Origin of the sequence: Kitasatospora sp. NPDC052896, from assembly GCF_044547075.1 — a bacterium.
GTDB lineage: Bacteria > Actinomycetota > Actinomycetes > Streptomycetales > Streptomycetaceae > Kitasatospora.
Genome location: NZ_JBITZU010000021.1, coordinates 120,648 through 126,463 on the forward strand (window position 1 = coordinate 120,648; position 5,816 = coordinate 126,463).

The 5,816-nt window shown below is 73.5% G+C and carries 4 protein-coding genes; 2 read left to right on the plus strand and 2 right to left on the minus strand.

Annotation, left to right across the window (positions count from 1 at the left end; translation table 11 throughout):
* Window positions 1–783, minus strand: a 783-nt coding sequence (locus ACIGXM_RS29505; RefSeq protein ID WP_396566165.1) for a HAMP domain-containing protein, incomplete at its 3' end; no start/stop codon positions are given.
* A 486-nt stretch (window positions 784–1,269) separates the two neighbouring features.
* Here ACIGXM_RS29505 and ACIGXM_RS29510 point away from each other — a divergent pair.
* Together ACIGXM_RS29510 and ACIGXM_RS29515 are read left to right on the plus strand one after the other, a co-directional pair.
* Window positions 1,270–3,819, plus strand: coding sequence for a SpoIIE family protein phosphatase (locus ACIGXM_RS29510; protein WP_396566147.1), 2,550 nt, complete (start codon window positions 1,270–1,272; stop codon window positions 3,817–3,819).
* A gap of 371 nt (window positions 3,820–4,190) precedes the next feature.
* On the plus strand, window positions 4,191–4,754 hold the full coding sequence (locus ACIGXM_RS29515) for an acetate uptake transporter (protein WP_396566149.1): 564 nt from the start codon (window positions 4,191–4,193) through the stop codon (window positions 4,752–4,754).
* A gap of 74 nt (window positions 4,755–4,828) precedes the next feature.
* On the opposite strand, the gene ACIGXM_RS29520 is transcribed toward ACIGXM_RS29515, so the two are convergent.
* Window positions 4,829–5,674: a phosphatase PAP2 family protein gene (locus ACIGXM_RS29520; RefSeq protein WP_396566151.1), complete on the minus strand. Its 846-nt coding sequence runs from the start codon at window positions 5,672–5,674 to the stop codon at window positions 4,829–4,831.
* Between the last annotated feature and the right edge of the window lie 142 nt (window positions 5,675–5,816).

The window sequence follows — 5,816 nt, forward strand, 5'->3', positions numbered from 1 at the left end:
ATCACGCCACACCCCCGCCACACCCGGCACCTGCGCCTGACCACCCAGCCGCCCCTCGGTCCCCACGTCCCGCGCCACCCGGGTCACCTGCGCGGCAAAGGAGTTCAGCTGGTCGACCATCGTGTTGACGGTGTTCTTCAACTCCAGCATCTCGCCCGCCACGTCCACCGTGACCTTGTGCGAGAGGTCGCCCTTGGCGACCGCGGTGGTCACCTCGGCGATGTTGCGCACCTGAGCCGTCAGCCGGCCGGCCATCGTGTTGACCGAGTCGGCGAGGTCCTTCCAGCTGCCGGACATCGAGCGCACCCGGGCCTGGCCGCCGAGCTTGCCCTCGGTGCCGACTTCGATGGCGACCCGGGTCACCTCGTCGGTGAACTCGGAGAGCTGGTCCACCAGGCCGTTGACGGTCCGGCCGACCTTGAGGAACTCGCCGCGCAGCGGGTGGCTGCCGCCGTCCGGATGGATCGACCGCAGCTCCATCCGCTGGTCCAGGTCGCCCTCGGCGATCGACGCCAGCACCCGGCCCACCTCGGCCATCGGGCGGGCCAGGTCGTCGATCAGCGCGTTGCTGTTGTCCACCGCCGAGGCCCAGGCGCCCTCACCGGCGCCGTTCTCCAGCCGCGCGGTCAGCCGGCCCTCCCGGCCGACCGCCCGCCGGACCCGGGCCAGTTCGCCGGTCAGGTGCTGGTTGCGCTCGGCCACCTCGTTGAAGACGGCCGCGATCTCGGCCATCGGTCCGTCTCCCGGCACGGTCAGCCGGCGGCGGAAGTTGCCGTCCCGCATCGCGGTCAGCGCGCTGAGCAGCTTGCGGAGCTCGGCGGGCTCGGCGCCCCGGTTGTGCGCCGCCCGGCGCCCGGTCCCGCCGCGGGCCGACGGCGCCGTCCGGCCACCCCGCGTCGCGGCGCCCTTCTGCCCAGTGGCGCTCTGCCCGGCGGCGTCCTTGATGGCCGAACTCAACGGGACCCTCCCAGATCGCGACTGACTTCCGTACCGCTGCGCAGCGGTACGGCGGTACTGCGGACCCCCCAGTCTGACAGCACACACCGACTGTGTAGGCCCGCTTGCCGAGGCTTCCACACCTGTGACGGCGACGTGGTGGGCAGAATCACTCTCCGGTGCCTGTTTCGGCGCCCCTTGCCCACGGGAAACCAGCCGGAAAGTAGGGTGGAGCGCTGCACCTCGCCCTGCCCGTTCCACGCCGGGACCCGCTCCCGTGCCGTGGAGCCCGGGCGCCGGGCAGCCCCACCCGAACCAGAGGAGACGTGGCCCGTGGTCACCGCGCGTGCAGCCGCCACCTTCGAGCCGGACGGCCGGTCGGCGTCCGCCGCGCGCGGGTTCGTCCGCGCCGCGCTGCTGGGCTGGGGCCTGCCGGAGGTCGTCGACGACGCCGTCGTCCTGGTCAGCGAGCTGGTCACCAACGCGGTCGTACACGCCGGGACCGCCGCCGAGGTGAGCTGCCTGCGGGACGAGGACTCGGTCCAGATCGGGGTCACCGACCGCCACCCCGAGCGCGGCCTGCCCGCCTTCGCCGGCCCGGCCGCCGGGGAGGTGGCGGTCTCCGAGCACTTCGCCGACGCCGACGGCGAGGGCGGCCGCGGGCTGCTGATGTGCTCCGCGCTCTCCAGCCGCTGGGGCGTCGAGTACAGCGCCGGGCAGAAGACGGTCTGGTTCCGGCTGCCACTGCAACGCGTCGTGCCCGGCACCCGCTACGCCCTGCCGCAGGCGCCCGGCGACGTGCTGCCGAGCACCGACGGGCCGGTCCTGGTCGCGGTGGTCCAGGTGGACGGCGAGGGCCTGGTCCGGTCCTGGAACGCCGACGCCGAGGCGCTGTTCCGGCACCCGGCCGCCGAGCTGCTCGGTACGCCCTGGGCGGACCAGGTGGTCTGGCCGCACTCCCCCGGCACCACGCCGGGGATCGCCGAGGCGCTCCGGCTGGCCCGCTGGGAGGGCACCTTCGGGGTCCGCCGGGCCGACCGCCGGACGATCGAGGTCTACGGCTCGCAGGTGCGCGTGCTGGACTCCACCGGCAGCCCGTCCACGCTCTGCCTGATGGTCCGCGAGCGGGACAAGGCGGTGCTCTGCTCCCCCGGCCGCACCGCCGCCACCGGGCGGACCGCGCCCCCCACCGAGCCGCTGGACCTGCTGCTCGAGGGCCTGCAGACCGACGACCTGGCCGGCCTGCTGCAGCACACCGTCGAGCGGGCCCGCGACCTGATGGACGGTGACGCCGCCTACCTGCTGCTGACCACCGAGGACGAGACCGAGTTCGAGGTGCGCGCCGCCACCGGACTGCCGGCCGCCCGCCAGCGGTTCACCACCATCCCGATCGACTCCGGCCACGGCCGCTACGACTGGGCCAGGCTGCCGGCCGTGCACGAGGACCTGACGGTCCGTCCGGGGACCGTACCGCTGCTGGCCGGCACCGGGCTGCGCTCGCTGGTCACCGTGCCGCTCAAGGTCGAAGGACGGCTCACCGGCTCACTCGGAGTCGCCTCCGGCAAGCCCGGCCAGTACGACAACGACCAGGCGCTGCGCCTGCAGTTCGCCGCCGACCGGATCGCCCTGACCGTGGAGAACGCCCGACTGGCCGAGCTGGAACGGCTCCGCCGCGGCTCGCTCTCCTTCCTGGTGGAGGCCTCCGACCTGCTGGCCGGCACCCTGGAGCACGAACAGACGCTGGCCCTGATGGCGCAGATGGCGGTGCCGACGCTGGCCTCCTGGTGCGCCGTCTACACCACCGGCGAGCACGGCGGGGTGAGCGGACCGGCCTTCGTCCTGCACGAGGACGAGGAGCGGATCGATCCGCTCCGGGCGCTGTTGCGGCGCGCGGAGGCGCCACAGGCGGTCCCGGCGACCGCCGCCGCGCCGTGGCACGGGCCGGCCACCACCGTGACCGCCGACGAACCGGCCGGCCTGATCGGCGAGACCGTGGTGCTGCCGCTCTCCGCCCGCAACCGGGTGATCGGGCTGCTGGTGCTGGGCACCGCGGCCGGCGTGCGGTTCCGGCAGGAGATCCTGGAGCTCGCCGAGGACCTCTCCCGGCGGGCCGCGCTGGCGCTCGACAACTCCCGGCTCTACTCCGAGCGCACCGCCACCAGCCAGGCGCTGCAGCGCAGCCTGCTGCCGCCGGAGCTGCCGCCGATCCCCGGCGTCGAGGTGGAGGTCTACTACCAGGCCGCCGGCGAGGGCAACGAGGTCGGCGGCGACTTCTACGACCTCTTCCCGATCCGCGAGGGCACCTACGGCTTCGCGATCGGCGACGTCTGCGGCACCGGCCCGGAGGCCGCCTCGGTCACCGGACTGGCCCGGCACTCGCTGCGGCTGCTGGCTCGGGAGGGCCTGGACGCGCCGCAGGTGCTGACCCGACTCAACGCGGCCATCCTCGACGAGGGCACCCGCAGCCGCTTCCTCACCCTGCTCTACGGCGAGCTGACCCCGCGGGCGGACGGCAGCACCGAACTCTCGCTGGTCTGCGCCGGCCACCCGCTGCCGCTGCGGCTGCGCACCGACGGCCGGGTCGACCCGGCAGCGACCCCGCAGCCACTGCTCGGCGTGCTGGACGAGCTGGAGCTGACCGCCGAGCGGGTCGTGCTGGAGCCCGGCGAGGTGCTGCTCTGCGTCACCGACGGTGTGACCGAGCGCCGGGAGGGGCAGCGGATGCTGGGCGACGACGGCCTGGCCGACGTGCTCAGCGGCTGTACCGGGCTGACCGCGGGTGCCGTGGCGGCCCGGGTCCAACGCGCGGTCGAGCGGTTCGCGCCCGAGCCGCCCTCCGACGACATGGCGATCATCGCACTGCGGGTGCCGGTCCAGCGCTGATCCACTCGCCAGTGCGGCGGATCCATCGGAGTACGGCGTCAGCTGGTCCGATCTGACCGTTGCCCAGCTGACAAACGAACAAATTCTACGATTCACAAGGGTACAAGCGGCCCCGGGCGGGTACACCCCCAGCTGACCGGGAACCCCCGGCGAACCCAGTCTCGGCAGGTCAGCTGCCGGGACGTGTACGGCCGAGGTCGGCCGCGCCCACAGCTGGGCGCCCCGGCGCGGCGTCCGGCGGCTGCCGCGTCCGCCGCCGCAGTCACACCCCTTCTTCTTCTCTTCTCGCGCAGACCAGCGCGCCCGCGTGGGCCCGTACCCGCCGGGCGCCCACTTCGCCACGACCGCACCACGCGTGAAAGGAGCCTCCGGTGAGCACTGACGCTACCGGGGCCAATGCCCGACCCGCCGCGCTCGACGCGGGCCCACTCGGATACCTCGCACTCGGCCTGACCCTCCTCGCCTACGGACTGCTGCAGACCGGGATCCTCAGCCACACCGGCGTGGCCGACGCCGCGGGCTTCGCCCACGTGGTCGGCGGGATCGCGCTCTTCGTCGCCGGTCTCTGGCAGTTCCGCGCCGGTGACTCGTTCAACGGGACGGCGTTCGCCGGGCTCGGCGCCTTCTGGGTGGCCTGGGCGGCGGGCGGCCTGGGCGCCGACCGACACGGCGCCGGTCTCTTCCTGCTGCTCTGGGCCCTGCTGGCGCTCACCCTCGCGGTGGCGAGCTGGCAGGCCGGCCTCTTCAGCCGGGGCGTCTACGCGCTGCTCACGATCTCCCTGCTGCTCGCCATGGTGGGCACCTGGTCGCACACCGACGGCCTGGTGAAGGCGGCCGGCTGGGTCGCGGCCGTCGCCGGCCTGGTCAGCTGGTACTGGGCCACCGCGGCGCTCACCAACAACAGCTGGGGGCGGGCGGCCCTGCCCGTGAAGTGAGGTTCGGCTCGGCACGCTGATGGGCGGGACCCCGGTCGGGGTCCCGCCCATCAGCGTGCCGCTCAGCGGGCGGCTCAGCGGGTCGCGGGTTCGCGCGGTGCCTCCGCCGCGCCGGCGCGCTGCCGGGCCGGGCGACGGCCCGCCCGGACCCGCTGCCAGCCGTACTGCCCGGCGTACGCGAGCAGCAGCAGGAGGATCGCCACCAGGCCGTCCGCCCAGAAGTGGTTGGCGGTGACCACGACCACCGCGATGGTCAGCGCGGGGTAGACCGGGATCAGCCAGCGCCAGACCGAACGGGAGACGCTGATCACGGCGACCGCGACCAGGACGCTCCAGGCGACGTGGACCGACGGCATCGCGGAGAACTCGTCGGCGCGGATCGGTCCGATCCCCGCGCCGTAGACGGACTGGCCGTACTGCGCGGCGACGTCCACGAATCCCTGGTCCGTCAGCATCCGTGGCGGCGCGACCGGGAGGAACTGCACCACCAGGCAGGCGGCGGTCACCAGCACCACGGTGGTCCGCACCCAGGGATAGCGCGCCCGGTGCCGGACGAACACCCACACCAGCAGCACGAGCATCACCGCGAAGTGCATGATCGCGTAGTAGTAGTTCGCCAGCTGCACCAGTACCGGATAGGGCGTGACCGCGCGCTGCCAGGTGGCCTCGTCGGGCAGTCCGAGCCGCAGTTCGGTGCGGTGGATCCACTCGGCACGGTCCAGCGCGTGGGCCGTGCTGAGCAGGGAGAGCCGGCCCACCAACTGCCAGAGCGCGAAGAGGGCCAGCAGCAGGCCCACCTCGCGCAGGACGAGCACGGCCAGAGCACGGCGTGGGGCAAGGCGGTGCACGGCGTACGCGGCTGCCAGCAGCCCGACGCCGGCGCCGCCTGCGTTCTGCCACGAAAGGGTCAGGTTCTGCAATGCCGTGTACCTCTCCGCCGGGCTGAAGTGCTGGCAGAGAGGGTAACCCGGAAATGCGAGAAGCCCCTCCCGGTCTCCCGGAAGGGGCTTCTCAGAAAAATTGTTCGGCGGCGTCCTACTCTCCCACAGGGTCCCCCCTGCA